General features: G+C 39.2%; 19 protein-coding genes. 9 read left to right on the top strand and 10 right to left on the bottom strand.

Annotated features, from left to right (window positions below):
- The first annotated feature begins 7 nt into the window (after window positions 1–7).
- From AB8618_RS04655 to AB8618_RS04645, 3 genes are all read left to right on the top strand, one after another.
- Window positions 8–664 (top strand): DUF2589 domain-containing protein, encoded by a 657-nt coding sequence (locus AB8618_RS04655; RefSeq protein ID WP_409425022.1) that lies wholly within the window; start codon window positions 8–10, stop codon window positions 662–664.
- A gap of 52 nt (window positions 665–716) precedes the next feature.
- Entirely contained in the window at window positions 717–938 is a 222-nt protein-coding gene (locus tag AB8618_RS04650; RefSeq protein WP_409425021.1) for a hypothetical protein, read from the top strand.
- A gap of 97 nt (window positions 939–1035) precedes the next feature.
- Window positions 1036–1389, top strand: coding sequence for a hypothetical protein (locus AB8618_RS04645; protein ID WP_409425020.1), 354 nt, complete (start codon window positions 1036–1038; stop codon window positions 1387–1389).
- Between the two features lie 193 nt (window positions 1390–1582).
- On the opposite strand, the gene sixA is transcribed toward AB8618_RS04645, so the two are convergent.
- Complete coding sequence (gene sixA / locus AB8618_RS04640; protein WP_409425019.1) at window positions 1583–2059, bottom strand: phosphohistidine phosphatase SixA; 477 nt, start codon at window positions 2057–2059, stop codon at window positions 1583–1585.
- Window positions 2060–2243: 184 nt separating this feature from the next.
- Between sixA and AB8618_RS04635 the strand changes: the two genes are divergently transcribed.
- Window positions 2244–4967, top strand: coding sequence for an insulinase family protein (locus AB8618_RS04635; protein WP_413401510.1), 2724 nt, complete (start codon window positions 2244–2246; stop codon window positions 4965–4967).
- A gap of 51 nt (window positions 4968–5018) precedes the next feature.
- Window positions 5019–7259, top strand: a complete 2241-nt coding sequence (locus AB8618_RS04630; protein WP_413401508.1) for an EAL domain-containing protein — start codon at window positions 5019–5021, stop codon at window positions 7257–7259.
- Here the strand turns inward: AB8618_RS04630 and AB8618_RS04625 are convergent.
- The 9 genes from AB8618_RS04625 to AB8618_RS04585 form a co-directional block, all read right to left on the bottom strand.
- The gene (locus AB8618_RS04625; RefSeq protein ID WP_409425016.1) at window positions 7256–7459 is read right to left on the bottom strand and encodes a hypothetical protein; all 204 of its coding nucleotides are present in this window, start codon (window positions 7457–7459) and stop codon (window positions 7256–7258) included. The genes AB8618_RS04630 and AB8618_RS04625 overlap by 4 nt on opposite strands.
- 147 nt (window positions 7460–7606) lie before the next feature.
- A complete protein-coding gene (gene yeiP / locus AB8618_RS04620) occupies window positions 7607–8179 on the bottom strand; it encodes an elongation factor P-like protein YeiP (RefSeq protein WP_413401506.1) in 573 nt (190 codons plus the stop codon).
- Window positions 8180–8324: 145 nt separating this feature from the next.
- Complete coding sequence (locus AB8618_RS04615) at window positions 8325–17012, bottom strand: Ig-like domain-containing protein (RefSeq protein ID WP_409425014.1); 8688 nt, start codon at window positions 17010–17012, stop codon at window positions 8325–8327.
- Window positions 17013–17070: 58 nt separating this feature from the next.
- Window positions 17071–17895 (bottom strand): sulfotransferase, encoded by an 825-nt coding sequence (locus AB8618_RS04610; RefSeq protein WP_409425013.1) that lies wholly within the window; start codon window positions 17893–17895, stop codon window positions 17071–17073.
- A gap of 6 nt (window positions 17896–17901) precedes the next feature.
- Window positions 17902–18603: a phage tail protein gene (locus AB8618_RS04605; RefSeq protein ID WP_409425012.1), complete on the bottom strand. Its 702-nt coding sequence runs from the start codon at window positions 18601–18603 to the stop codon at window positions 17902–17904.
- 31 nt (window positions 18604–18634) lie between these two features.
- Window positions 18635–19561, bottom strand: a complete 927-nt coding sequence (locus AB8618_RS04600) for a hypothetical protein (RefSeq protein WP_409425011.1) — start codon at window positions 19559–19561, stop codon at window positions 18635–18637.
- Window positions 19548–20798 carry a hypothetical protein gene (locus AB8618_RS04595; protein ID WP_409425010.1) on the bottom strand — a complete coding sequence of 417 codons (1251 nt, stop codon included), beginning with the start codon at window positions 20796–20798 and terminating at the stop codon, window positions 19548–19550. The genes AB8618_RS04600 and AB8618_RS04595 overlap by 14 nt, the downstream gene beginning before the upstream one ends.
- A 133-nt stretch (window positions 20799–20931) precedes the next feature.
- Window positions 20932–21141 (bottom strand): hypothetical protein, encoded by a 210-nt coding sequence (locus AB8618_RS04590; protein ID WP_409425009.1) that lies wholly within the window; start codon window positions 21139–21141, stop codon window positions 20932–20934.
- A 258-nt stretch (window positions 21142–21399) separates the two neighbouring features.
- A complete protein-coding gene (locus AB8618_RS04585; protein ID WP_409425008.1) occupies window positions 21400–22458 on the bottom strand; it encodes a phytanoyl-CoA dioxygenase family protein in 1059 nt (352 codons plus the stop codon).
- Between the two features lie 137 nt (window positions 22459–22595).
- Here AB8618_RS04585 and AB8618_RS04580 point away from each other — a divergent pair, with 137 nt between their 5' ends.
- From AB8618_RS04580 to AB8618_RS04565, 4 genes are all read left to right on the top strand, one after another.
- Entirely contained in the window at window positions 22596–23867 is a 1272-nt protein-coding gene (locus tag AB8618_RS04580) for a class I SAM-dependent methyltransferase (protein WP_409425007.1), read from the top strand.
- Window positions 23864–24418 carry a hypothetical protein gene (locus AB8618_RS04575; protein WP_409425006.1) on the top strand — a complete coding sequence of 185 codons (555 nt, stop codon included), beginning with the start codon at window positions 23864–23866 and terminating at the stop codon, window positions 24416–24418. Before AB8618_RS04580 ends, AB8618_RS04575 begins: the two co-directional genes overlap by 4 nt.
- A 50-nt stretch (window positions 24419–24468) precedes the next feature.
- The gene (locus AB8618_RS04570; protein WP_409425005.1) at window positions 24469–25374 is read left to right on the top strand and encodes a phytanoyl-CoA dioxygenase family protein; all 906 of its coding nucleotides are present in this window, start codon (window positions 24469–24471) and stop codon (window positions 25372–25374) included.
- A 90-nt stretch (window positions 25375–25464) separates the two neighbouring features.
- A complete protein-coding gene (locus tag AB8618_RS04565) occupies window positions 25465–26262 on the top strand; it encodes a hypothetical protein (protein ID WP_409425004.1) in 798 nt (265 codons plus the stop codon).
- Window positions 26263–26438: the final 176 nt, after the last annotated feature.

The raw sequence follows: 26438 nt of genomic DNA, 5'->3' as shown, positions 1-26438 counted from the left end.
TAATATTATGGAAAATGCATTAGTAAGTATGGCACAACAATTTTCAGGTTTACCAATGAAGTCACTCATTGGTGCCCCTTTAAATGCAGCAGCAGATGCCAATGCCAATATGGCAATATCACAAACCCGGTTTCTATTAGAAACCTGTTTCCAACCACTCTCTAAAGACGACAAAACCAGCGGTATACGCAAACCCATTATGGTTAAACTTGAAGTTACTCGACCCGTCATTAATGAGAAAACAGGTAAAGCACTAGAGCCTGCAACTTCTACTCTAAATCTACCTTTACTAACAATTTTACCTCTAAACTCGTTAGCCGTGAAAAATGTTGATGTGAACTTTGAAATGGAGGTAAAGAGCTCATTTTCACATGATACAGAAACATCTAGCAGCCAGAATAAGGAAACCAGCGGGAGCTTTGAAGCTGGGTTTAGTTATATGGGCTTTTCAGCTAAAGTTGAAGGCTCAGTTAAATCGACAAGTCAATCATCCTCGTCCGATAAAGAACATTATGAGAAATCAAATTCTGCAAAATACACCGTGGCAGTTAATGCTGGACAACTTCCCTTGCCTGAAGGTGTAACAACAATTATTCAAGCTTATACGGCTGCAATTCAACCAATCATGATTACTGGTGAGACTCAATCTAAAGAAGCGACTTAGTAACTAAAACTTAGCGCCTTAGTTATTAAGGCGCTTATTTTAAGGAAATGTTATGAACCTTACAAATACGATTAACTGCCCTCACTGTCAGCACTCTACGATTACTATTAACTTAGATGCATTATGTAAGGGTGAACGATTTAGCTGTCAATTATGTAATACAGTAATCTGCTTGGCCTCAGAAGACCGTGAGCATGTTAAATATGCAAATAACAAGCTGCAACAAAACTCAGCGCTGGGACGATGCCAAAGTGACTACGCAAAGTTCAGTTAAACAATAGTATTAATATCAACAGCGCTATTTATAAATGAAATGTACTAATATCAATTTCGTTGAATTAGCGCCTAAACATATCTAACAGGAATTTATTATGAAAGCCTATAAATTAAAAATACTTAAACTAATTATTGTACTTACAGTAAGTTTATTTTCTATTAGCGGTTATGCCGCTTGTATTGTAAGTGAAAAAGCACAATTTCCCACACAGCAAGGAGATGTTAACTTCTGGCAAAAATTAATTCGAAACTCTGAAGATACAGCATTAGCCATGTTTTCTGACAGCGGTAATTGTTATATATCAAAAGGCCCTCACTTTGGAGGAACACCACCACCTAATGGAGATGGTTCAACACTTCATATTACAGTTAAAGATAGCTTTCGTACTTGCCATATTTTTAATCAAAAGGATAAACAACTCAAAACATTAACAACTTGCCGCCCCTAGTTGTATATGGTGTCGATGACGCGACTTTAAATATAACTGTTTGCTATCCAAGCCAAGGAGCATGCTACACATGTCATGTTATTCATCAATATAACGCTCAAAACTTAAGCCTAACAACTGATATCAGCCTGCTATTTAATAAAATAGCAGGCTTTATACGTAGATATAATCGTAATGAAAACAGCCTATAATATTAAATATCGACATTGTTTGAGGAATAAATATTCAAATATTCACTGCGTTGCTGACTATCATCATAACTAATTTGGGCAACTGCACCGGTGTCAAAAATTGGCATGTTACCCGCGCATAGCTGATCAACCAAATAGCTCACCATAGGCATATGAGCAACAACCAGCCAGGTATCGCACTCTGGGTGAAGGGCAATTAACGTTTCTAAATAATCTGCTGCAACCTGAGGGTTCCCTTCAGGAATAATATCGTGACAGGTTTCTTCAAATAAAAAGTGATTACTTTTTTTAACAGCCTCAGCGGTTTGCTGCGCTCTAACATAAGGGCTAACTAACAAGCCACTGGGAGCGTGCATTTTTTGCAACCATAGCCCCATTTTTTCAGCTTGTTGCTGACCCACAGAAGTCAAACTTCTACTGACATCATCAGAGTGCATTGGTGTTGCTTCACCATGACGCATTATCAAGATTGTTTTCATAAAAAATCAACCAATTAAAGAATATAAAACAGTAGCCAATTTGCTCGAATTTCCGCTATATTAATAACTCAAACCTATTTATTTTCTTAAAATAGTTCTTTCATGATGTTCAGGTAAATAGCATCGCATTCCTGAAGTTATCATCTGTTGTTAACAATTATACGTTTAGTTTCAGGAGCATCATTTGAAAATCAGCACCAATGATAACAGAGCTTACCGCACACTAACACTGGACAATGGTCTAAAAGTGCTTTTAGTGCGCGATCAGGACTCAGCAAAAGCGGCAGCCTCTATGGCCGTTAACGCTGGTCACTTTGACGATCCTCTTGATAGACAGGGCTTAGCGCATTTTTTAGAGCATATGTTGTTTTTAGGCACTGATCTGTATCCTGAATCCGGTAGCTTTAATAATTTTGTCTCTCAATCTGGTGGTAACACCAATGCCTGGACTGGCACGGAACATACCTGCTACTTTTTTGATATTAATAACAATCATATTGAATCGGCGTTAGCGCAATTTAGCCGTTTTTTTATAGCGCCCAGCTTGGATCCCGCAGAAACCGAAAAAGAACGAAATGCCATTGAGGCTGAGTTTAAATTAAAGATTAAAGATGATGGCCGACGTATCTATCAAGTACATAAAGAAACTGTTAACCCTGCACACCCATTTGCTAAATTTTCCGTAGGCAACTTACAAACGTTAGCCGATAGACAACGCTGTATTAGTGATGAATTACGCGATTTTTTTAATCAGCATTACCAAGCTCAATGGATGACTCTAGTGATTTGTGCCAATGAATCATTAGATATACTTGAGAAATGGGCTACTCAGTATTTTTGCCAAATTAAAGGCAGAAAAGGTAAATTAAAGCCACCTATAGAAGCGCCACTTTATCGCAGCCAAGACTTAGGTAAGTTGCTTCATATAGAGCCACACAAACACGTACAAAAGCTGATTATTAGCTTTGCCATGCCAAACATAGACGATTTTTACCGTCATAAAACAGTTAGTTTTATTGCCCATTTACTAGGATACGAAGGGCAAGGCTCGCTATATTCAGTACTTAAAGAACAAGGTTGGATCAATGCTCTTTCTGCCGGAGGTGGCATCAACGGTAGTAACTTTAAAGATTTTAATATTAGTATGGCGCTGACCGATGAAGGCATTGAATACTACGAAGAAATTATTGAAATGGTATTTGAATACATTTGCCTAATAAATAACAACATCAGCAAACTGCCTCGCTTGTACCAAGATAAACAAAAACTGCTACAGATCGCATTTGATAACCAAGAAAAATCTCGACTGATTGACTGGGTCAGTAATTTAAGTATTAACATGCAACATTACGATGAAGTTAATTACTTACAGGGCGACTATTTAATGGAAGGCTTTAAAGCCACCACTCATGAAATGGCGATGCAATGGTTAACCCCTCACAATATGCGCTTAGTGCTGATTCATCCGGGCGTAGAGCCTGAACACACATCTGCTTGGTATAACACACCGTATAAAATTGAAAAATTGTCACTGCATTGGCTCGAAGCGTTGGCACAAATTAGTCAGCCACAGGGTGAAATGTTATTACCTACCGCAAATCCTTATTTAGCTAAAGATGTTGTTTTATATCCAATAGAGTCGCATCAAGCTCATCCAACGTTGCTGGTAAAAGAAGCTGGCTTTGACTTTTGGTTTAAACAAGATGCCACCTTCAGAGTGGCCAAAGGGCATTTTTATTTAGCCATGGACTCTGACTTTGCAGTTAAAGATGTAAAGCATATGGCATTGACTCGATTGTTTTCTGATTTGTTTATGGATAGTGTTGGCGAGCAGTTTTATCCAGCTGAGCTCGCGGGCTTAAGTTATCACTTAACATCTCACCAAGGTGGCTTAACCTTGCATACTGCGGGGCTATCTTCAAGCCAACTTGAGCTGGTTGATCAACTAATTGATGCACTATTTAACGTAAAAATTTGTGCTAAACGCTTTGCTGAATATAAAAAGCAACTGGTAAGGCATTGGCGCAATAGTAACCAAAATAAACCTGTTAGTGAGCTCTTTAGTATATTAGGCGCTAAGATAATGCCGTGGAACCCACAGCCTGACGCGTTAGCAAATGCACTTAAAGATACCTGTTTTCATCAGTTTAATGAGTTTAGACAGGCGTTTTTTAATGCGCTTCATGTTGAGTCTTTTTTACATGGCAATTGGCAGCAAAGTGAAGCCTTTGAGTTTCAGAAAAAGGTGGCATTGCACCTTAAAAAGTCAGCCGTTATAGAAGATTTAAAGCGCCCACTCTTTGAAATTACTAAAGTGACTCGTTACGAATTAGAGCTCGCTTGTAGCGATAATGCCATGGTGATTTACTACCAAGCATTAAGCGATGATGTTGATGAAAAAGTAAAAATGATGGCGCTTAATCACTTAATTAATCAAGATTATTTCAATGAACTACGAACCACACAACAATTGGGTTATTTGGTCGGTGCCGGTTATGCGCCCTTTAATACTCGTGCTGGAATTGCTTTTTATATTCAGTCACCTAAATTTGAACCAAGCATGTTACTACACAGGCATAACGTGTTCATCAGTCAGTATTTATCAACCATTGATGAACTAACAGAGCAAGCCTGGCTGCAACAAAAATATGGACTAACAACGCATATTGCCGAAAAAGACAAAAACTTGCGTTTACGTTCACAACGTTTATGGCTTGCTATTGGCAATGGCGATCATCAGTTTAATATGCAGCAACGCCTGCTGGATTCTTTAAACGCATTAACGCTTGAAGATGTAAAAGCCTATGCAGCTGAAATTTTTGATGCAGATCGCCCAAGATATGAGCTTTTAAGCGCTAAATCTGTGAATCAACCGGAGAATCTACCACTTTATTCTCATTCCCTTTGACTCTTGCGCGCGCTTGATTTAGATTGTCTTTTGTAAATAAGAAGTAAGACAATGAAAAAAATAAAAATAATAAAATACATTCTATTGTTGGTCACTTTGGCCACAACCTATTCTGCTAGTGCATTTGAGTCATCGTTTAGCTTGAACTTAAATGCGCTTGTCGTTAGCGTGTGCGCAATAATGACGTTACTGTTAATTTATTTGTTTACAGTTATTCACTCTCTCAAGCGCTCACATTCTCAATTACAGCGATCTGAAAAGCGTTTAAAAAGTACCGTAGAAGGCAGTGGTGACACACTATGGGACTGGAATATAAAAACCGGCAAGGTTATTCGTATTAACGACAAGTACGTACTGAATAACAACAATCTAGTAGAATTCCCACCGAATAAAAGCCTAATACACCCTCGCGATTTAACCCATGTAGATTATCTACTAAAAAAACACTTTGCTGAAGAAAGTACTTTTTTCGAAGCTACTTATCGTATTAAAGATAGTTTTGGTAAATGGCATTGGGTACTCGACCGTGGAAAAATAATCGAAAAAGACGCGAACCTTAGCCCATTGCGAATGACTGGCACGGTAAGAGATATTTCTCAGCTCAAATCAACCGAAGAGCGACTAAACCTATTTGCAAAATGCGTTGAATCATTTACCGATGCACTGGCTATTTATGATAAAGATTTTAAGCTTGTTGATATTAATCCCAGCTTTTTAACTTTGTTCGGCGGTGTACGAGAGCAATACCTTAAAAAAGAATTTCATTTAGCCGGTTACGACAGAGGCTATATAGAGTCCATAAAAGACACCGTTCGAAAGCATGAACATATTCAAGAAGAAGTAAAGCTGCGTAATAGCGACCATGCCCTACTACCATTTGAAATCTCGATAGATGAAATTAAAAACGCGCAAAATCAAATTACCAATTACGTGGTGGTGTATTCTGATTTAACCGAGCGTAAAAAAACGGAGTCTGAGCTCAATAATTTATCCAATCGAGATCGCACCACCAGCTTACCAAACCGTAATTTATTTTTTTCTGACTTAAAAAAATTAGCAAAGGAGCATTCACACCATGCCTTGCTAGTATTTGATTTAGATAACTTTAAAAAGATAAATGACTCATTGGGTCATCAGTTAGGTGACAGCTTACTGGCAAAGCTTGCTATGCGCTTAAATAAGCTTACCCGTGAAAATGATGTGTTTTATCGCCTAGGCGGCGACGAATTTGCGCTGGTTATGTCAAACACCAACGATATTCTCACCATCACCCGCATGGCAAAACAGTTTTTAGCAGCAATAGCCACACCATTTAAAATGGCAGGACATGAACTTGCTATCACATCCAGTGTTGGCATAGTGTTATTCCCCGAAGATGGTAACACCCCTGAAATACTATTAAAGAATGCCGATACCGCCATGTATCATGCGAAAAAGAAAGGTAACAGCTACCTGTTCTTTAATGACAACATGAATCGCCAAGCAGTAAAGCGACTACAAATAGAAAACCTAATGCGCTTTGGCTTAAAAGAAGATCACTTTGAGGTGTATTATCAGCCTAAAATGAATATTCGTACTGGTAAGCTTGCTGGAATGGAAGCGTTAGTGCGTTTTATTACGCCGAAAAAGGGGGTTATTAGCCCTGGGGTCTTTATTCCAATCGCCGAAGAAACAGGGCAAATTATTGAAATTGGTGAAGTGGTTTTAAACAAAGCTTGTCGTGACGTAAAGCAATGGCTAGATGCTGGATTATTTAATGCTCGTGTTGCGGTAAATTTATCAGCAAAACAATTTAGCCTACCCGATTTAACCTCTCGAATAGATGTGATTTTACAAAAAAATGAATTACCCTCTTACTTCTTAGAGCTTGAGATCACCGAAGGCACGGTAATGGACGACCCACAAGAAGCCATTGCTATTATGCGCTCTCTAAGTGCCCGTGGCATTCATTTAGCTATGGATGATTTTGGTACTGGGTATTCGTCGCTGGCGTATTTGAAACAGTTTCCACTGAATACGCTTAAGATAGATAAAGCCTTTATTGATGATATGAAAACCGAACGCGGCCGCAATATGGTGGACTCTATTGTGACTATTGCACATAATTTGGATTTACATGTAGTTGCTGAAGGTGTAGAACAAGCTTCACAAATAAGTATACTGGAAGAGCTTAACTGTGAAACACTACAAGGCTATTACTATTCTAAACCACTCTCAAAAGATGAATTCACTGCATTTTTAAAACAACAGCAAAGCCAATCAAAACTCAGCTTAATTAGAGCGACTAGCTAAGCACGCCATAGACACGTTTTTGCACCAATATTACGTATTAACGCACGTCGATAATGTAGATTAAATAAACACCAGGCTGCAGGCCCCAATAATCCACCCAAAAATAACCAACGCTTAACAGGCATACCCTTTTTAATGGTTTCAATATACATAAGTGTGATAAACACACCACTAAGTAAAATAAATAATACCATGCTCATCTGACTGCTGAAAAATTAAGGCGCATATAATAGCGTTAAACTGGCGAAAATTAAAGCAACGTATTCTTTAGTGGCGGTGCTTATAAATCAGACACAAAAAAGCCGAGCAACTTAAAGCTCGGCTCTCAATTATCAATTCATTACAGCTTACTTGTCAGCACGACCCATAAACTTATGCTCAGCAGTATTTATGCGGATACGATCACCGGTTGAAATATGCTCTGGCACTTGAATTGTTAAGCCAGTTGATAAGCGTGCTGGCTTTGAGCGAGCGCTAGCTGAAGCCCCTTTAATTGAAGGATCAGTTTCTTCAACAACAAGCTCAACACTGGAAGGAAGATCAAGACCTACTGCAGCACCGTCAATTACAATAACGTGCACACCTTGGGTCTCTTCATTAACAAATTGAATTTCTTCCGCTATGGCGTCTTTATTTAAATTGTAAGGCGTGTAATCTTCATTATCCATAAAGACATACTCATCGCCATCAATGTACGACAGCATGGCTTCACGGCGGATTAAATCAGCAAGGTTAAGCATATCGCTGTCTTTAAATGTTTCGTCAACTTTACTACCCGTTACTACATCGTATAAACGCATACGGTATAAACTACCACCAGCACGACCTTGTGGTACTGAGCGTACAATATCTTTTACTACTAATACACGGCCATTAAAGTCAATAGCCGTCCCTTTTTTAACATCACTCGCCTTTGGCATGGGTGAATTCCTATTGTTTTTTTGATTGCGAGAAACATACCACGAACTGAAGAATCTTCAATAGAAACAAAACAACTTAGCGATACTTTTTAAAATATGCGGTTCATCGCCGCTAATAGCAGCGATGAACACACTCAGCACCAACTTAAAAGCGTACTTTTATTCCCGCTGATAACTCACTTACATCATTTTTTGATACTTTATAATAAGTATACTTTAGTAATAATTCAGTCTGCTTATAAACAGAATAACCTACAGCAGCACCTATGTAAGGTTTTGTAGCGTGTTCTTTATACTCTAAGCGAACACCATCCGTGATGCTACTTTGTATTTTATACTGATAACGATATGCACCTAAAAATACCTTTGTGCTTAAAGATTTATCAAGCATATGTCGGTAACCTACTTCAGCTGCCACTCCCTTTGGTAACACCGGTACAAAGCGTGAATAATCTTGATGTAATTTATCTATGTCAGCTTTTACTGTTTGGGCAGTTAAATCGGCTCGACCTTCACCTAAATCAATATATCTTATAGCGACTTCCCAATTGGGTGACAGGTCATAATAAGCGCCAATTGACCAGCTATTATCAGTATCATCAATAGAAACTAAATTAGCCTTTTTGTCCTTGGTTACTAAAGAATGCTTTGCTTTAGACTCACCTAGCGAGGCTTCAAACGACCACGTATTAGCCATTGCACTAGTGCTAATTAAACAACTGGTCGTTACTATTGCAAAGCTCGGAAACATTGATCTTCTACGACTGATAACAAGAACTGAAATCAGTAATAAACCCAATCCCCCCATGCTTCCTCCTGACGACTTATTATTGATAGCAACTGATTCAACAGCGCTAACTGTCACATTGACTTGTGCTGTAGACTTCGCACCTTTGCTATCTTTTATCGTGTAATCAATAATATCAACACCGTCGAAGCCGCTTTTAGGTGTGTATTGTAAAGTGCCGTTAATGTTAATTGACACTGTGCCCTGAGCCGCAACGGCATTGACAACAAATAATTCATCACCATCGATATCTGAGTCATTACGAAGCACATCTATTTCGATCGATGCATTATCAGTGGTTGTTGCCGAATCAAAAACAGCTGTTGGCGCATTATTTATAACTAAGTTAACTCTAACTTGGCTGTTTGATGTGCCCCCTTTACCGTCACTAATGCTATATTCAATAATCGCTACACCAACAAATCCAGTTGGAGGGGTATACAGTAACTGTCCATCGACAATGCTTACATCACCAAAATCAGCCGTCGCACCGCTTAAAGTCAGTGTATCACCGTCCAGATCTGTATCATTTTTTAATACATCAATAGTCGCGGATTCCCCTGCACCAATTGTTATCTCATCCTGATTAGCCTCAGGAAGCTGGTTCGATGTACGAATAGTTGCAACACCGCCTGGATCGACTATCGTTCGGTTCGCTTTGCCATCGTCATCATTAGGACCACCGTCAACAATTTGTAATTGTACACACCATGCACCTTCAGTTAGCCCTTGCGTCCACTCACTACTTCTTGGTGGAGGGCAATAACCAGGCTCACCTGCTGTAGAAAGTAATTGGTTGTCACCAGATGTATCAAAATCAATCCACTGCCCCTCTTTTAACTTTCTGTAAACAGAGTTTTGTGAAATTGGTTTTCTTTGCGGTATTACTATGCTGTAAGTATCTCCAGCATTAGGTAAACCCGTTGCAATAAAGTCAAACAGTCCGCCTGTATTTATCGCTCCTTCATCTTCAGGTAATTCACTATCAAGTAACTGAACGCCGCCCGTTGCATTTTGTGAAATCGTAACCCCTTTTCTCACGCAAACGCCCGGCTCACCTTCAACTAAAAATTTATCACTGTCTTTAACTTGTTCTTGCATGACATTACATTCACTGATCGCATCTAAATAATCAGGAATGCCATCACCGTCACTATCACCGTAGCCTTCTTGTACATCAGGGATAAGATCACCATCAGAGTCTTCTTGTCCTAGCGCCTCAAGTGAGGTTAACACTTCAACGTAAACATCTTTTGATGTTGATAGACTCGGCTCGCCAGAGTCTTGCGCTGTTACCGTTACTTTATAGATACCAGAAGTTAGTGATTGTGTTGAAAAAACAAATTCGTTTTCATTTGCGCTTGTATTAATAAGTTTATTATCCTCTGAAACCCACTTCAGCGTTACGTTATCGTTCGGATTTGCATCCTGAGTAACAGCTTTAATCGTAACGAGATCGTTACCTATGGTAACAAGTGATCTTTGTTGAGAATCTTGTGTAATACTGGTGCTAATAGTAGGTGCTACATTATTTTCTACAATAGTGATTGTGGTTGAAGACTTTGCACCTAAATTCAATGTATCTGCCAGTGTAATTACAACAGTTTCATTGCCTTCACTTTCTGAGTCGGCATAGGTTGTAAAATTAACTTGTCCCTGCAAGCCACTGTTAATAACCAACTCTGACGACACTAAGTCATGATCAGAGCTATCAGCAGTACCCGATACTTCATAGGCAATGGTCACTGGATAACTTGGTGCTTCACCATTTAAAAACACATTAAAGCTATGTGTTTTATTCTCAGCTATTTCGCTATTTTTACTAAGCGAAATAAGTGGACTCACGTTTACATTTTGCGTTGCGATTGCTTCAAGTCCGCTGCTGTCTACTGCTTTCCAGTAAACTAAATGCTTGCCTGGCGCATACAACAAACTTGGATTAACTAATGAGACTGCTAATTTATTACCTTCGCTATCCATTGCCGAAGGCACACCTAACTTGACCTTTGTAAACAACCCTTTTGCATTAACATCAATATCAACTGGTGTATCGATAGTTGGCAAATTTTCTGCTTGATTATTTAATCTTAATGTTGCTGTTGTTCTACTCATTTCTTTATCAGGGTCTTCAATCAAATAATTAATTTGAATGGTCCCTTTGGTGCTTGCCTGGGTCTGATAAACCAGCGTTCCCTCTTCAATTTGCACTGTTCCCACGCTAGCGTTAGCACTAACAATTACCAATTCATCGTCATCAACATCGGTATCATTAACTAACACATCAAGTGAGTAGCGATTATCAGCGTTGCTATTTAATGAATAGCTATCTGGATTAGCAATTGGCGCATCATTAATGGAAGCCACCGTAAAATTCACTGTAGCAATAGCAGATTTTTCCTTTGTATCATCTGCAAGATAATTAAAACTATCAGGGCCAAAATAGTCTGCATTAGGTGTATAAGTGAATGTATTGGCTTGCTTGGTTAATGTACCAAATTGAGGCTGCGACACAGCGCTAATTGTTAGTGTGTCTAAGTCTGCATCTGTAATATCAGGGGAAAAGCTGATATTAGAATCTTCATCAAGCTCTAAACTTAAGTTAGGTGCAATCGGAGCACTATTTGTTGATACCACTTCCAAGTTAAAAGGTGACAGGCTTGCCTGCTCGCTACCATTACTAACAGCGATAGTAATGTTTGGATAAAGCCCTACATTTGCCTTAGTGGGCGTACCCAATAAATTACCTGTTGCAGTATTGAAACTAGCCCAACTAGGCTTGTTAGCAATGCTAAACGTCAGTGCTTTATTTTGTGGGTCTGTTGCCGAAGGGGTAAAGTTATAAAGCTCATCTTGATTTACTTTTGTAGCTGCTGTGCCACTGATCTCAGGGGTAGTCGGTTTAGGCGCTTCAATTACTGTTATAGTAAATGATTTTTTAAAGGTTTCGGCACTGTCATCTGTTTGCACACAAACCGTATAAGCGCCCAGTGGTAATGCCGCTTTGGTTTCTAACGTGTTGCCATTGATTTGGAAAAAACTATTGCCCGCGCTTGTGGTACAACTACCCGTTGCAGCTGATGTAGATGAAACTAGCGAATAAGTATGGCTGCTCGAATCAGCATCCGTAGTCGTTAATACTCCAACATCAGCACCTGCCCCCACAACTGATTCACTAATCGTAGAGCTTGAAAGGCTGATATCAGTAGGCGCATTATTTTCACCCACTACGATTACTGTAGAAGAGCCAAAACTACCAATTGCTCTATCTGCGCCACCATTAGATGTACCGCCACTGTCTTTTATTGATGTAAGTGTAACAACTCTATTCTCGGTGGTAGGCGAATCACTGGTATTTTTATACTGTAAGAACGGCACATAACTTTGCCATACTGCAGCTGAATCTGTTGCGGTAACCGTTACCGTTGCCGTTGAGCCACTTAACATAACCGTGTAGCTAAAGTTAACGGCTCCCGAATAATTACCCGATGCATTATGCTCTAAGTTGATAAGATCGGTGCCAAATTGAAGAAACTCATGGCCCGTATCTTTTACATTAGTAACTGTTAGTGATATTTGTTCAATATTTTGCCCACTCTCAACCGTGCTAACAGCAGCGGAAGAGAAGATAGCCACTGCTGAGCCATTTTCTGTAAAGGTTGGGTTAGCCCCGATTGCTGATACTGTAGGCGCATCATTAACAGAGGTAATACTGACTGACGCTTGATTAGTACCGGTGCTTTGAACCGCGCCATCATCAAATACATAGTCAAGCACAGTTGCATTTAAAGGCACATCTGAGTTGTTGGCATAGGTAATAGCTTGCGCAACAGAATCTACGATTGCAGAAGTGGCATTACTATTAAATGTTAGCGTTAAAGTGCCTGCCGAGTTTGTGGTAACAGTCCCTATATTATTAGCATTGTAACTAAATGTACTTCCCTCAGTTAATGTACTGAGTAGTCCCGAATGAGCAAATATATCGTCGGCACTTGCGCCATCGCGCCGGCGAATAGTCAAGCTAGCATTGTTGTAATCCCCTGCGTTGCTGTTAAGTGCATCAAGCTCAGCATCTGCAATTGTCATATCGCTATCTATTATCACTGCACTGCCATTTTCGATAAATGTAGCACCGCCATTAAGCGAACTAAATGTGGGTGCTGAGTTCGGTGAAATAAAAGTAATGATAGTATCAGGGCCACTATCAGCAACCGTAAAGGTAAGGTCGTTGCCTGGTGCGTTTGTAAGAGCAAGAGTTAGCTCAGAAATGTTAAAATCAGTGGCGTTGGTATCTACTTCTAATGTACTTGTGCCATTAAAACGTACGTTACTGGCTGAAAGCCCTGTAATACCAGCAATAGTAATACGATCGCCTGCGGCTAAATCGGTAATTGTATCGCCTGATAATTGAGATGAGCTACCTACAAAATTATCATTACCTGCGTTACCTGTTAACGTATCTGTACCAGCGCCTGGGCGTAAAGTATCGGCTCCAGAGCCACCTTTAAGTACATCATCACCACTAAAATCTGATGAGGTCATTGTTAAAATGTCAGCGCTAAATGCACTTGCATCTAGCGTCACTGCAGCTGTAATAGCACTGCCACTAGCATTAGAAAAAGACACAACGCCAGCATCAGTATTAAAATTATCGGTTAAGGTGATAGTCGTGTTGCTGTTAGTGCCGATTGCCAGATTTTCAATACCCGATACCGTGGTGCTGGAAAAATTAAAAATACCACCATCCATAAGTTTTAGCGTATCAGCGCCAGCAGAGCCTGTAATGGTTGTATTAAAATCATTAATATTATTAACATCAATTGCTACTGTTGCAGCAGAGGCTAAGCTTAATGTACCAATATTAAAGAAGCCCCCTCCTGTGACATCCGCGCCATCAGATACGTTAACAATATCACTTGCTGTTGCGTCGCCTGTAAGGGTACCAGTGTATGCACTAGTGCCTATTGCAAACGTAACAACATCAGTAGCTGAAGTAGCATCCACATTGGTGTTACTGCTTGAAACTGTAATGATTCTAGTATTAGTGCTGTCATCACCCACGCTATAGCTTTCAACACCTGCTAAAGTAGTAAAATCGCCATCTCCGCTAATGGTAATAGACTCTGAGCCTGGAGCCGTGATTGTGCCTGAAAATCCTTGGTGCTGGCTGGTCGTCATGTTAACTGAAGCACCAGATGCCAAGGTTAGGTTATTTATATTATTTATGGTCCCAGCTGATATATTTGCACCATTACTTAAACTCAGTGTATCTGCAACAGTATTGTCACCGGTAATGATTCCAGTAAATGTAAGTGAACCTAAATCAAACGTAATTGCATCAGTCGCAGAGGTTGCAGTTACAGAGTGGCTAGCATTAGTGACAGTAACCGAGCGCGTATTCGTACTATCGTCATTTAAGGTATAACTTTCTATTGCCGAAACAGTACTTACATTACCATCTCCTGAAACAGAAATTGTCTCAGTGCCACTGCCTGAAACTGTGCCAGAAAAACTCGCAAGCTGAGATGCGCCTAGGGTGACTGTGCCACCAGCAGCAACCGATAAATCTTCAAACCCGCTGACTGTCGCACCTGATATATTACCACCGTTGGTAACAACCAAGGTATCGGTACCAATTCCGCCCGCTAAGATACCCGTCGCACTCAGTGCATTCACATTAACCGTGTCGTCACCACCACTACCGGTTAGATTCTGTGATGCATTGCCTAACGTAAATGTATTCGCTGCACTCAACACATACGTTTCAACCGAACTATTACCAGTTAGGCCATCGGTCGCGGTGCTTATGGTAATTGAATCAGTGCCACTTGCTGTTATCGAAGGAAAGCTGTCGTGCTGCGCCTCAGTCATCGTCACTGAAGCACCACTATTTAATGCTAAAGACTCAAATGCACTTACCGTGGCATTACTAATATCAGCACCGGTGCTCATTTGCAGTACATCGGTATCGCCGCCGCCAGCAAGCGTACCTGTCACGCTCAATCCAGCAATATTAATAGTATCAGCATTGCTACTACCGGTAACATTTTGCGCGGTCCCAGCTAAAGTAATATTAAAAGCAGCATTTAAAACATACGTTTCTATGTCTGCATCTGCAATTACGCTGCTATCACCATCTGCACTTGCCAAAGTAAATGTATTTGTTCCAGCGCCATTTATCGTTGTAAACGCATCGTGTTGCGACTCGCTGAGCGTTAATGAGCCGTCATTATAAGTAGAGAGCGTTTCAAAGGAGGTTAAACTGGTAAATTGTGTGAGATCACTACCATCTATAACAATAATCTCATCTGTACCGTCGCCACCTTGGGCTGTAGACCCAACAATATGACTGGCTGAAGATATGGTTAAAGTCTCATTGTCACTGCTGAAACTAATGGCTGGGTTTAAGTTTGTACCATCCAAGGTGCTAAAACCCGCCGCTGTAGAACTAGCTGCTGTAAGGTTAGCCACTGAAATTGTCGCGGTACGGCTAATACTGTTTTCAGTGCCATCATTAATGACAACTGACACTGTACGCGAAGTTGTGCTGGGTGTTGCACTGGTATTGTTATACGTGATTGCTTTAAGGAAAGTGGTAACTTCAGCCGTTGTTGCAGTTGCACCTGTAATAGAAATTGTGTCTTGTAAACTAATATCTGATGCACCACTTACACCCCCAAGTGCATTTTGCGCACTGGCAGATACATTAAGACCTTCTGAGGCGCCATCTTGATCATTTGTTAATGCAACGGTTATTGTTGTTATTGAGTCGCCATCACTATCACCGGCTTCAGCATCGGGTGCAATCACGGTAGCAGGGCTGCCTTCAGTAAACGCCGAAAAACTCCCTGTACCTGGAATCCCACCATTTAAATCAACAACAGGCGCTGAATTAACAGGAGTTGAAGACAAGTTAGTGATGGCAAGGTTGTCAATTTTTAACCAGCTAAGAGTAGAGTTATCAGAATAAGCTATTTTTAACCATTTTATTTCTGTAAATAACGCACCAGAAGCATTTATAGTCTCGCTGCTACCGCTAGGTAAAGTCCCGCTATCCGCTACGCCTCCTTTATCCGTTGTTAGCCGTATGACTCTATTACTAGCACTTGAGTTATAAACATATAAACTAGATAAATCAAACGTTTCGTTATTTGTAAAATATATTTTACTGTATGTCTGAGTTGATGAGCTTGTAGATATATAAACATAGCCCGCTGAAAAATTATATAAATCTTGACCCCCACCAGCCCCAGACTTAACTTTTATGCTGTAACTAGTACTCGGTATTACATAACTTTTATTATTAGCGTATCCCGTAGGTAAATTATCAAAATTCAATGTACCATCAAACGCTAACACCTCGGAAAAGTCAATCAAGGCTCGCTCTGAAAATGGCCTATCAGCAAAATCGACATCCCCTTTAACTATTTCTAAATCCCAATCTCCGCCTTTATGACTATTACCGGTTAAATCGTCAGAAGCGGCTACATCAAGCTCCGTTGACTGACTAAAGAGTGTTAAAAATTGATCGCCTTGCAGACCCTTACCAAGGTCACAGCCATAAAAAAACACATCCCCACCAGGTTTTACAGCCTCCTTAAATACCGCCATAAATTGTGGGTTACTTTCAATAACCTCAGTATTTATTTGGCTGTTACCAAGTTGTAGCTCTCCACTGCGCCCATGAGAAAATATACTCACGCTCTCTAACTGTTGGTAACGACCAAGCAACTCTTCGAGCTGATTTATACCTGATTCATCAGCATTGAGTTCAACAATCTCTGTCTCTGCATTTAGGTCTCTATAAAATACAGCTTTATCAGGTACTTCAGCATCGATAATGACTAAGTGCTTAGTATCACGTGTTACTGTCAATGTAAGATCATCTGCATTTGCCTCAAATGACTTAATACTTACCTGCGGAGCTAGGTTGAAATTAGCTTCTGATTGTGTTGGTGCTTTTACACTAGGCGCAAGCCCTGTGGCTTGAGTAAGCCCTAAAACCGAACCAATAAAAATCGAAATTGGCGATAAAGAGAAGTGAAGCATTGGGTAAATCCTTTAAGATATTTATGGAGAACCTGTTTTTAATACCATTATTGGTAAATTAAGGTGTTTTTTGTGTTATCAAACTTGCCTTACTGCCTTGTGGTTCTAACCAAAAAGCCATATCACTATATTTTTTAAATAGTTCAGGAGGTAGCACAGTTTTACGACCGGTAAACTCCACTTTACTTTTAACTTGATGTAAGCCATCTGCGCCCAAATTTTTATCAAACTCACTGGCATTGTATGTCACGTTATCAAAATCATGCGCAAAGCTCGGTAAACCTAAAAACTGATAGATCAGAGCCACACTCTTTTCCGGTTTACTTACGAGCAAGTCGTAATCAAGCAATAGTAACTGTTCCGAAAATTCACCATAAAAACCCTCTTTTAGCGCAGCCCAAGCACTGCCAAAAGGCCCTTGATTAGACGCAATGTGCTCACAGCGGGTATACACGTTTTGTCGTGCTGCGGGGGAATAAATACGGCTAAATTCAAGACTGTTTTGCCTATAAACACGTTCAAAACTGTCCATTATCCAGGCTGGATTTCTGACTAAACAAATTACTTTAAAATTATTACCAAATAAGGAATTTAAGATATTAAGCTTTGCAGTCCACAGTCTATTGGTATCAAAAATAATGGGTTTTTCAATATTTTGGTAATACCCAGACCAAACCCCATGACATATATTCAAGCGCTGCGCTGAACTAATGCTACTAGCAAACTCACTCCCAGCTCCCATTTGCTCAAGTAAACTAGTAACAAAACCAGCTACAGGGGTTGACATATCGGCATGAAAATCGGGGTTTTGCCGTAATATACCAGCCAATAATGTTGAGCCAGTCCTCGGTAAACCAGCGATAAAATGATAATGACGCGACATAAATAGTTAACTCCGACTCGGATAAATCCCTTGCATGGAGATGATATGATACATAGCAACAAATGGTGACTGAGAATAAAACGGTTGGCCATCACCATTTAAATTAACGATACCTGTTAAACTATTAGCGGGCAGATTTAGAGCAATGTTATCTTGCGCTGGAACATCAAATGTATCAACTGTCACATTACCAATACTGATCAATGAACTTGGTGCCGTAGATTGATATATTTTTTCTTGTTTATCAGGCCCACCACCAGCAATAACCTTAGCAAGTACTGCACCTGCTGTTGGTTCTCCACTATTAGCATTTTGTGTTGTTGCAATGTTTGCAGATCCCGTTACTCCACTTATCGTCTGCCCAGGAATACTGACAGAAACTGACTGTGCAGAGCTTGGCAATGTAACCGTACTTTGCATCGATGGCAAATTATTATGTGTAAGATAACTAAGTTCACTTCCGCCATACTGGCCCCAACCACGACTGGACAAGCCAGCCCCACTACCAACACCTATCGGTGTACGTCCTCTAATATCTGGTAACCCCATTGACGTACGACCGTCACCACCGTACGTAGAACCAATAAGTGAAAAAAGGGCGGTATTTTGAGCAATAGACAACATCTGTCCTGCACATATAGCCCAACCTTTAGGGGCAAAATTTCCTGCAAAAATCTCTACATTGCCTAATAATGGGTCTGCGCTCATAACGTATTTCCTTTTAAAATAATTTATATAATTACAATTGCATACCAGCTGTAATATTAGCTAAAGATGCAAAACGATAGCCTGAAATACACCCAAACTGACATGAAACAATATCTAATGCCACTGAGCCTTGTTTAGTCTGCACAACTAACCCTTGTGACTTGTCAATACTTAAGACCGTACCAGCTGGCTCTGTGCATGACGCTTGATCAACAAAGGATGCTTGTAGCACATTAAAATCACCAAATTGACCTGATAAAATAAAGCCCCCATAAAGCGGATTACCCGCTCTTGCCGCCGCGACTAAATCAACCGCGCTATACTGTTCAAAAGACAATGTTAAATTATCGTAGTTGAGGGCTGTCGTGACCTTGATTTGTTCAATGTCGCTATCTGATTGCCAATGCAAATTATCAAATTGTTCGAAGAAAATACTCAACACTTGTGGGATTGCAGATGCAACGCGAATAGCAAGGCTTTGATAAGTATCAAATGGGTGAATGGCTATACCCTGCTGTAACGAAAATTGTAGGGGGTGTTCGCAGCTTAAGCGATAAATAGTTAGTAACAAATTATCTTGATGCTCTCTAATTTGCCAGTAAAGTGGATCAGTACCTTGATAATCTGATAACTTTGCAGGGTAAATTCCATAAGCATTACCATGAAAAGAATCAATAATCGTTTGACTTTGAGTTCCCGCATTAAAACAGCTCAAGGCCATTGATACTTGCCAATCATCGAGTTGTGCAAGCAACGTATCATCATTATTCCATACTGAAAATTGTATTTTTTGTGATGCGCAATGTGCTTGCAATTGACCAATTTCGCTTTGCATGTTATTTGTTTGCGTTGGCACTAATACTACAGCGACTAACAACTGGCGCAGTATCAACATATCAATCGTAGGTATAGATAAACAACTTGAAGTAAATAACACTACCTTGCTAATTTGCTCCATAGTGTACCTCTTCGTCAACTTTCGTCGGCAAAAAACCTGTCAAACCGGTAAGCTTATAATAAAAATCTATTTTATCTTTTTTTGTAAGTAATAAATCATCTACTGCGGGGGCGTTTGGTACAAAATCAATACATACTGAAAACATAGGCAATGGATGCGTAATGCCTGACTGATATTGCTGTAACCAATGCCCATTATACGTCATTACTTCAGCGTAAAGGACAAGCGTTAGTTCACTTACATCAGTAGCTGTTTGAGGAATAGAAACTGTGTTACAGCGTACAACTTGTTGTTCTCCAAGAGCAATTATATCTAGCGTGAGCAAACTATGACGATCAAGAGTTAATATATTTCCCAGCTCAATTCTTTTATTCAACGTATCTTGATTTAATATCAGATTCGCAGCATCGCTTTGCGGTTGCAGCCACTGTTCAACATATTCTCGTTGGCAATTAACTAATGCAGCATTAACCATGATTTTACACGGTAACATTACTCCATGATGGCTTAGTTGAGAGGCAAAGTTTCTGCATATACTCAAATGAGCTTCTTTAGAAAAACCATGCTGAAATGCCTCAGCAATAAAAATATCAAACGCTTTGTTACCTTTAAACAAAGCAGCATCAGCCTCGTAAATGCCATCGATATAGTCATTAAGTTGCAACTCATTAACTAACACCTTGAGAGATTTGATCGCTCCTGGTTGAATATCGACTAAAGAAATGCGTACTTCTTGTGGTGAAATAATTTTTTGCTGATCCATATACAGTAACATAGGTAATAATAACGGGGCGAATGGACCACAAGCTGGGTAGACAATATTTATTTGCGAATCCCGTTGTTGTAAATCATTAATAAGCTCAAAAATCCCTTTGTAGAAACGGGTGTTGCGATGTACATCTTTTATTGTTGTTGTGCAGTTTAAAACCGACATCACTAGGCCATGTTGATTAATATACTGTTTTGTCATTTCAACTTCATGCAATTGAGCTTGCCTAAGGACTTTCATTGCTTCTTCGTAAGCGTCAACAAAAAGTTTTTCAATTAACACAGTATCGTCTCTTTCAGTCAGTGCTTGATCTGCGATTGCTAAAAAAGACTGCTTTAGAGTCAACGCTGTAACTGGTTGCTGTTTAAACAAACTAATTTGATCGCGCAGTGCTTGATTAAGTAACCCAGTTACAACTGGCTCTTCACTAATACATGCGGCTGACTTAGACAATTGATGGTTTAGCACCACACACTCCTTATAATTTATAATATATATATTTTTTAGCGTACAATGATGTAGCAATTAAACTGTGAAGCCATCCATTTTATCAATATTATTGGTTGCGCAACTTGATCATGTATGGCCTCAAAAGCTTTAACTAATTAAGGTGTTCAACTTGGGCGTTGCTCAACGCCAAAGTCATCGCATCAATAAAACTATTTTGCAAAAGTAGGGGTTGTTGTCTGATTGTTAATTTTGCTTTTGAAAAAGATTCAAGCCAGGTAGGAATCGAGTGCTTTGATAGCTCATCAACTTGGGGAACCGCGTATTGTAAACTCCCTGTGGATTGTGCATTTAATCCCTGCATACTTAAACATTCCTTTGAGCTTTTATTGTAATACAAAAATTCTATAGTAAATTAATGTTGTATTTACAAAATAGAATAGTCCGCAAAGCGTAGAACGCAACTTTTTAATTCTTGTATTTTTTAGTAATTACTAACTTGAAAAGTCTATCAACTTATTTTTAACAATAAGTTATGTATAATTTTGGCATAAGTTAAAAATAAAAAATATTACACTCTATTACACGGCATTCTTTTTTATTCATAGCGAGTCTTAGCTACTTATTTTAATGGAGTCATATTTATATATTGTACAATTCGAGGTGTACTCCCCTTATTTGAACAACTACCGTGCGGTAATGTATGTCGCCATACAATTAAGCTACCTGCTTTTGCTGCTAATGGAGTACTGTGGCATTTATCGAAATTAAAAGAATGTGGATTGGTATTTTTAGGTAGGTTAGCAAGCCAGTTGTCTATTTTTTTATGAAAGCCAGATACACAACTGAATTCACCTTGTTCAGCGACAACGTCAGTAAGGTATAGTAATCCTTGCGTTGCAAATCTGAGCGGTTTATCAAAGTTTATATCCCAGTGAAGATTTGGCCCAGGAAACTGCCAACTTTCTGTCTGTGGTGGATTAAAACTAAGCCTATCAGTGCTTGCTGTTAAATTTTTTTCACCCCACAATTGCTCAAATACATCTCGCACCTGAGGCTGGTTCCGAATAACCTGCATGGTTATATCATTAAAAATTTGTACCATAATTCCCTGTTTAAGTTCATGATTTCGATACCATGAAACAGGATTGTGTTTATCCATGTTCAAACGTTCATAAACCATGTTACAAACGTCTTCACATAGCGTTTTTTCCACTAGCTCAGGAATAATAACGTAACCATTATCATCCCAGCTTTGCCACTGCAGTGGCGTTAAAATAAAGTAACGAGGCGTCTCTACTGATACTGTTTCATTGTTTATGTCTGTTTCCTCAAAAAATGAAACAATGTTTTTATTAAGCTGATTTCTTTTTGCGTTTGAAATAGCTCTACCATGCGATTTTTCTACCCAATTTTCAAATTCGGAAAAACTATCACTCGCAAAAATAGACTCTATAGTCGGTGTGAGCCCTAAGCCTAAAATGTCCATTATCATGACATCTAGCGACCATTCGTCTTCTATTATTGTTTTATCCGCACAGCCTTGTTTTTGTAACTGTACTTTGTGCCACATTCGCTTTAATTGAAATAGACCTAAGCCTCCAGTTTCTTTATAACAAGGAAGTGTACTCGGCGCTATTGTGTCCGAAGGTGGTACTTTTGCTATCAGCTCATTTTGCATAACAACTCCTTTTCCTTGCTTGATTTCAGACAACTAAAACACCTTAAATTGATTTATTAACGCTGACTAAACTTAATTAGAATAGAGTGCTATATTATTGCAAGCAACAATTGTTGTAGATAAATACATGGAGCGATATGGATACTGAGTTGCTGAACAGATACCGTAATGCGGTTACACATTTGCTAAATGAGCCAGGTGATGCTGGGTTGATGAAGCCTTTTATCAACGATTTAAAAAATTACTTAGGGAATATTACGTCTATATCAACTGATTTAGATATGAATGACTGGAATGATGAAAATACATCCCAAGGCGTTGCGATTTCTCCCGTACAAGCAGCTAAATGCATTGAAGAAACTCTTCGTACACAAATCTTTATGCAAGGTGTTAAGCTCGCTATCGAAGAACGTTTAAAAGCAACGACTGATGATATTCACGTTCTTTATGCCGGTACAGGCCCTTATGGTACGTTACTTATTCCTTATTTAAGTGTTGCCACAAACCCGCGCATAAAAGTCACTCTCATTGACATTCATCCACAAAACATCAGTGCAATTAAAAAGCTAGTAAAGCACTTTTCAATCACCCAAAACATTGTTGCAATCACGTGTGATGATGCAACGCGTTGGCAAGCAACAGACTCCCAGCAATTTGACATTATTATTTCTGAAACCATGACGGCTCTTTTAAAGCGAGAACCCCAAGTTTTTATTTTTGCTCATTTATGTCAATACCTGAGTGATTCTGGCACCTTGATCCCACAAAAAATTTCTTTAAAGGCATGGCTAACACCTTTTAATTCTTTAATGCAGACAGAAGATAAACCGAGCACTGACATACTCTTAAAAGAGTTTTATTGCTTAAATATCGACGAAGCTAAGCGTTTAAATACGGGAGATACATCAACCTTTAAAGGCAGTGTGCTGATCCCAAATGGCGTTGAAACTAATTACAGACTAAAACTAACAACCAATATTCAAGTATACAAACACCTTAAATTGACCGAAAACCAATGTAGTTTGAATATACCGCTGACATTTTTACCTCATGATGCGCAGCTTCGTGGCGGTGAAGCTATTCATTATGAATATATAATGCCCAAATGCGCAGACTTTATATTTAAATTCCCCATAAAAAATATAATTAAAACAGAGACTAAATTAGCTAAATTTACAGATCTTAATAATTTAGGTTTACCAGGCGTAAAGCGTATGTTTGAGCGTGCACAGGCAGCTAAATGCGGTCACTCCTTCAGCATAGCCGACGATGAATGGGCACAATGGACCAATCTATTGGATTCATTAGCCTTGCCATATCATGAAACATCAGTCGCACTTTATCAAAGCCAACGTATAGAAGAATTTGAAGCTTGGCTAAGCACTAACAGCAACCTCACATTATCATGATTATTAACGCTCAAGTTAACACAGATAAACAGCTTAAAGACGTTGAAAAAATTTTAACCTTTCTTACTCATATTGGAATTAAGCACCGGTATCAAACCTTAGATGAAAAAACTTTTTTACCCGGCCTTAAGCTAGAAAAAGACGTTTTATTGCTTGATTTTGTCAATGGGTTCTATCCTGGTGATATCCTCCATGAGGCTGGGCATATTGCTGTCTGTGAGCCAATTTTTAGGCCCCTATTAGATGCTGACTTTTATAAGAATGGCTTACTTGCGGGCAGAGAGAAGCAAGCTATGCACGCAGAAGAAATGGCAGCGACAGCTTGGGCTGTTGCTGCAGCGACTCACTTGTCATTACCACTAAGTATTATTTTTCACGATGACTCATACAAAGGCGCTAATAATTCACTAAAGCATGCTTTTGAAAATGGGAAAGGCTTTGGGTTTCCATTATTACAAGCATGGCAAATGACTTGCCCAAATAAAGGTTACCCTGCAATGGTTAAGTGGATCAGAGATTGTCGCTGGATAGAAACGCTTCCAAATATATAGTTTGCAAAAAGCGGATGAACTTTGTTTAAAATAAAAGGACAATTTAATTTATGAAAATATCCTCAAATAAACATGACTTTTTCCTAAAAAACGGTTTTGTTCACTTTAAAAATGCACTTTCGATAACATTACTTAAAAAATTACAACGTTTTTCAGATAAATTAGAAGCATCAGCACTAAAGAATTTTCACAATGGACAAGTCAATAATCAATGTTGTATCTCAACAGACTCTGGTGTGCCTCGCCTTTTTCGTTATAACGACCTACTATTCGAGTCACCTGAGTTAATAATTGAACTATTAGCTAGCCCACCACTCATCGAAGTTTATAAAGAATTGGTAGGAGATGGCGCGGTTCTTTTACAATCAGATATTGTTTTTAAATACTCACCTCCCCACCCGCATATTACTTGGCATCAGGATGCTCCTCATTCTAGGCAATATCCTTATTTAAATATTGGTATATACCTTGATGACGCTCTTTTAGAAGATGGTTGTTTACGCTACGTGCCAAATACTCAGCATAAAATTTTAGATATTTACGCACTTTCCAATCAATACGGATGGGATATTCCAAATGTAGTACAACAACCCGCTAAAGCAGGTGACATCATAGTTCATGACATAATGGTTTTACATAGCTCAGGGGCAAAGCGCAGCCAAGGTGCCAGAAGAACTCTTTACGTTGAATTTAGGCCAGTTTTAGGGATTACCGAAAGTGGAAAACAAACTAATGAGTGGGCCGAACTGAGAAAACAATGGATGGCACATGTAATTAAAGCGGCAGATCCAGGCAGTATTCCGCAAGCTTGGCATGAATTTTACGGCGAACCTAAATATGATTTAAGTACTTTAGTTAAGCTCATTAAAGCCAAGCCTGAAGCCCCCATCCCTTCGATTCATGCCCATAAAAATGTAGTTCATCCAAATTACCCTACTCCCAAGGATTTACGCTAATATCACATATAATTTGAAAATATTCATTTTCTCATTAGGGTCTGTTGACCTTTCAGGACTAAAATTAAACAATCTCTTAAAGGAATATACGTGCTTGATAAACACTTTACGCCAGAACAACGTGAATTGATATGCGCTGATCTAGTTCATTTACGCTTATTAGCTGATTTAAAACTTGCACCATCAATTCCTTACTTTGCAGAAAAACCTTACCCTAATGGCCGCTGTAGAGAAATACGCGATGAGGTATTTGCACTACTGCAAACAGAATTACCCACCACTAAAAAACCTGGGCTCAGTTTATTAAAAAATCTAATTTTACAAGGTAACTCTTTACAAAAAGCCTGGGGCTCACTGCGAGATGAATACTTTCAAAACGCATTGATACTTGGTCCGTGGTATATTGATGTTGCTAACGACACCGTAAATGCCAATAAACCTAGAATAGAGATTTTATCCTTAGCTACCTCAAACTTTACATCAATAAAGGATTTTGATCAGTTTGTAAAAATAGCTCGTAGCTATTGGAAAGTTGACGTGTATAGAAATGATGTATGCCCAGCGCTTGCGCCTTATATGCCACTTTTATGTGTGGGCACCAGTGGTACTAGTTGGCTTGGGGCTGCAAACGACGATATGCTCAATGTCGCTATTAATAGCAATTTTGAGGAATCTAAACGTATTTTAGACTCTTTGCCCTGCGCGCCAGTTAAAGTCAAAGAGCGCTGGAAAAAAGTATTGAGCAATTTCGACCATAATGATTTTTTATTAAGTGTCGGAGAGCCTGTTTCGTATTGCACTACGTATAGTAAACACTCGTACCAAACAGACCTGAAAAAACGTGATGCTGCTGTTACTGCATACTTGTCTTTGCCTAAATCTGTTTAGCCAGTGCTCAACAAAAAAACTTTATTCACATTTCCAGTTCCAACATAGGTACTGGTTTAACTAACTTCCAATATATCAGTCTATAAATTAAGAAATTATAAGCTCAAATAATATTTCATGCCACAAAGCTAATGAAAAAATGCTATGGTTAAGTTATCGATTATGACCTCAAGGAA

It is taken from the genome of Pseudoalteromonas sp. RW-H-Ap-1 (assembly GCF_048318575.1).
Classification (GTDB): Bacteria; Pseudomonadota; Gammaproteobacteria; order Enterobacterales; family Alteromonadaceae; genus Pseudoalteromonas.
The sequence above is the reverse complement of the archived record's forward strand: the minus strand, read 5'-3'. Positions and strand labels throughout refer to the sequence as shown.

Bases quoted from the DNA above. Each gene is read 5' to 3' on its own strand.
- AB8618_RS04600 (WP_409425011.1), bottom strand. From the start codon at position 19,561: ATGGAGCAAATTAGCAAGGTAGTGTTATTTACTTCAAGTTGTTTATCT.
- AB8618_RS04610 (WP_409425013.1), bottom strand. From the start codon at position 17,895: ATGTCGCGTCATTATCATTTTATCGCTGGTTTACCGAGGACTGGCTCA.
- AB8618_RS04585 (WP_409425008.1), bottom strand. From the start codon at position 22,458: ATGCAAAATGAGCTGATAGCAAAAGTACCACCTTCGGACACAATAGCG.
- AB8618_RS04625 (WP_409425016.1), bottom strand. From the start codon at position 7,459: ATGAGCATGGTATTATTTATTTTACTTAGTGGTGTGTTTATCACACTT.
- AB8618_RS04650 (WP_409425021.1), top strand. From the start codon at position 717: ATGAACCTTACAAATACGATTAACTGCCCTCACTGTCAGCACTCTACG.
- AB8618_RS04575 (WP_409425006.1), top strand. From the start codon at position 23,864: ATGATTATTAACGCTCAAGTTAACACAGATAAACAGCTTAAAGACGTT.
- yeiP (WP_413401506.1), bottom strand. From the start codon at position 8,179: ATGCCAAAGGCGAGTGATGTTAAAAAAGGGACGGCTATTGACTTTAAT.
- AB8618_RS04570 (WP_409425005.1), top strand. From the start codon at position 24,469: ATGAAAATATCCTCAAATAAACATGACTTTTTCCTAAAAAACGGTTTT.
- AB8618_RS04605 (WP_409425012.1), bottom strand. From the start codon at position 18,603: ATGAGCGCAGACCCATTATTAGGCAATGTAGAGATTTTTGCAGGAAAT.
- sixA (WP_409425019.1), bottom strand. From the start codon at position 2,059: ATGAAAACAATCTTGATAATGCGTCATGGTGAAGCAACACCAATGCAC.
- AB8618_RS04590 (WP_409425009.1), bottom strand. From the start codon at position 21,141: ATGCAGGGATTAAATGCACAATCCACAGGGAGTTTACAATACGCGGTT.
- AB8618_RS04655 (WP_409425022.1), top strand. From the start codon at position 8: ATGGAAAATGCATTAGTAAGTATGGCACAACAATTTTCAGGTTTACCA.
- AB8618_RS04645 (WP_409425020.1), top strand. From the start codon at position 1,036: ATGAAAGCCTATAAATTAAAAATACTTAAACTAATTATTGTACTTACA.
- AB8618_RS04630 (WP_413401508.1), top strand. From the start codon at position 5,019: ATGAAAAAAATAAAAATAATAAAATACATTCTATTGTTGGTCACTTTG.
- AB8618_RS04580 (WP_409425007.1), top strand. From the start codon at position 22,596: ATGGATACTGAGTTGCTGAACAGATACCGTAATGCGGTTACACATTTG.
- AB8618_RS04615 (WP_409425014.1), bottom strand. From the start codon at position 17,012: ATGCTTCACTTCTCTTTATCGCCAATTTCGATTTTTATTGGTTCGGTT.